This is a genomic window from Microbacterium sp. (genome assembly GCF_039812165.1).
GTDB lineage: Bacteria > Actinomycetota > Actinomycetes > Actinomycetales > Microbacteriaceae > Microbacterium.
The window spans coordinates 1-2,790 of record NZ_JBDIAB010000295.1; the positions used below are offsets into that span (position 1 = coordinate 1).

2 protein-coding genes and 1 pseudogene are annotated in these 2,790 nt (G+C 75.2%); all 3 read right to left on the reverse strand.

Going from position 1 to position 2,790, the window contains the following annotated elements:
- Positions 1–328: pseudogene (locus WML84_RS14555) on the reverse strand (hypothetical protein); the annotation flags it as partial.
- Positions 329–331: 3 nt separating this feature from the next.
- Positions 332–1,732: a UDP-N-acetylmuramate--L-alanine ligase gene (gene murC, locus WML84_RS14560; RefSeq protein WP_347346855.1), complete on the reverse strand. Its 1,401-nt coding sequence runs from the start codon at positions 1,730–1,732 to the stop codon at positions 332–334.
- Between the two features lie 197 nt (positions 1,733–1,929).
- On the reverse strand, positions 1,930–2,790 hold an 861-nt coding region (locus WML84_RS14565), incomplete at its 5' end, for a UDP-N-acetylglucosamine--N-acetylmuramyl-(pentapeptide) pyrophosphoryl-undecaprenol N-acetylglucosamine transferase (RefSeq protein WP_347346856.1).

Sequence of the window (2,790 nt, forward strand, 5' to 3'; positions counted from 1 at the left end):
CGGCGGACCACACCGTGCGCACGCCGACGCGCTCCCCCTCCGGCGAGCCGGATGCCGTGTCGTCCACGGATCCGGGGCCGATGCCGGCCGCGCCCGTCTTCGACGTCGCCGCCGGGGCCGCGGTCAGCGGGGTGACCGGCGCCGTGGGCGCGTCGTCGGACTCTGCCGCCGGCTTCTTCCGGCGCAGGTGCCACGGCGGGTCGATGGGGACCGTCTCGGTCTCATCCGGGTCGGCGGGGGCCGCGGCGGCGGGCGACGGCGCGCGGGTGACCGCCGGAGGCTCCGGCCGCGACGAAGACCCCGACGGCAGCGGGCTCGGCCGCCGCACGTGCTACCGCCTCGCCTCGGCGAGCGCCTGCAGCACCTGCGGGATGATGAGGTACACGTTGCCGCAGCCGAGGGTGATCACGAAGTCGCCGTCGCGGGCGACGGATGCCGTGTAGTCGGCGGCATCCTGCCAGTCCACGACGTAGTGCACCTTGGCCGGGTCGGCGAAGGCCGCGCTGACGAGCTCGCCGGTGACGCCCGGGATCGGGTCCTCGCGGGCGCCGTACACGTCCAGCACGACGGTGTGGTCGGCGTGCTCCTCGAGCACGTCGGCGAACTCCTGGAACATCTCCCGCGTGCGCGAGTAGGTGTGCGGCTGGTGCAGCGCGATGATGCGTCCGTCGCCGACGACCGTGCGGGCGGCCGAGAGCGCCGCGGCGACCTCGGTCGGGTGGTGCGCGTAGTCGTCGTACACGCTCACGCCGCGCTCGGTGCCGTGCAGCTCGAAGCGCCGCACGGTGCCGCCGAAGCCCTCGACGGCGCGCACGGCGGGCTCGAGCTCGTAGCCGAGCGTCGTGAGCACGGCGACCGCGCCGGCGGCGTTGATCGCGTTGTGGGCGCCGGGCACGGCCAGGCGCGCCCGGACGGACTCGCCGCCCGCCGAGACCGTGAAGGCCACCGGGCCCTCGGCGACGATGTCGCTCACGCGCACGTCGGCGTCGGGGGCCTCGCCGAAGCTCACCACGCGCGGGTGCGCGATCACCGCGGCCACGCGGCGGGCGCCGGGGTCGTCGGAGGAGATCACGACCGCCTCGCGCGCGTCGTCGGCGAAGCGGGCGAACCCGGCGTAGAACGCGTCGCGGGTCTCCCAGTGGTCGAGGTGGTCGGGGTCGACGTTCGTGATGAGCGCGATCGACGTGTCGTACAGGAGAAAGGTGCCGTCCGACTCGTCGGCCTCGATGACGAACAGCTGGTCGTCTCCGGTCGCGCTCGAGGTGCCCAGGTCGGCGATGACGCCGCCGTTGACGAACGTCGGGTCGGCGTCGAGCGCGCGCAGGGCGGTGACGATCATGCCGGTCGAGGTCGTCTTGCCGTGCGCACCGGCGACCGACACGAGCCGGCGGCGCCCGATGAGCCAGTGCAGCGCCTGCGAGCGGTGGATGACGTGAAGTCCGCGCTCCTTCGCCAGCACGAACTCCGGGTTCTCGGGCCAGATCGCACCGGTGTGCACGACGGTGTCGACGTCGTCGGGCAGGTTCGCGGCCTCGTGGCCCACGTGCACGGTCGCGCCGCGCGCGGCGAGCGCACGCATCGCGGCGCTGTCGGCGCGGTCGGAGCCCGACACGCGGATGCCGCGGTCGAGGAACATGCCCGCGAGGCCCGACATGCCGGATCCGCCGATGCCGATGAAGTGCGCGGCGGTGATGTCGTCGGGGATGGGCAGGCTCAAGTCGGGTCTGATCATGACCCGACAAGTCTAGGTCGCGGCATCCTGGAAGGAGCCTGCGGCACGCGCGCCGCGCGCGCAGTCCACGCCCCGCCCCCTCCGTCCCGCGAGACTCCATCGGTGCGTCGAGACTGCACGCCCGGCGCGGATTCTCGACGCGCAGTCGGATTCTCGCGGTCCGGCACGAGCGGTCCGCCGCGAGGCGGCGACACGGGTCAGCGGGCGAGCGACTCGTCGATCAGGGCGATGACGCCCTCGGTGCCGCTGCGCGAGCCGACGGTCGCCGCGGCCGCGCGCATGCGCTCGAGGGCCGCCGGGTCGGCCAGGAGCGGCACGATGTCGCTGCGCACACGGTCGGCGGTGAGCTTCGCGTCGGGGATGAGGCGCGCGGCGCCCGCCTCGACCGCGGAGCGGGCGTTGCGGGCCTGCTCGCCGTTGCCCACGGCGTAGGGCACGTAGACGGCGGGGATGCCGAGCGCCTCGATCTCGCTCACCGTCGACGAGCCGGAGCGGCAGACGATCGCGTCGGCGAGCGCGTACGCGAGGTCCATGCGGTCGATGTAGGGCACGATCGCGTAGTCCGGGTGGCCCGGGTCGCTCAGCTCGTTGCGCTCCCCCACCGCGTGCAGCACCTGCCAGCCCGCCTCGACCACGTCGCGCCACGCGCCGGCGAAGGCCTCGTTGAGGCGCCGGGCGCCGAGCGAGCCGCCGAAGACGAGGAGCACGGGACGCGAGGCGTCGAGCCCGAAGCGGGCGGCGGCCTCGTCGCGCAGCGCCGCGCGGTCGAGCTCCACGATCTCGCGGCGCAGCGGCATGCCCACCACGCGCGCGCCCCGCAGCGGCGTGCCGGGGAACACCACGCCGGTCGCCGCCGCGCGGCGGGCGCCCAGCACGTTGGCCAGGCCCGGCTTCGCGTTCGCCTCGTGCACGACGAACGGCACGCCCTCGCGCCGCGCGGCGATGGCCGCGGCCGCGGCGGCGTACCCGCCGAACCCGACGACGACGTCGACGTCGTGCGCGCGCAGGTGGGCGCGCACCTGGGCGACGGCGCGCCGCCAGCGGGCCGGGAAGCGCGC

Excerpts from the sequence above, each read along its gene's own strand:
- murC (WP_347346855.1), bottom strand. The coding sequence starts at position 1,732 with ATGATCAGACCCGACTTGAGCCTGCCCATCCCCGACGACATCACCGCC.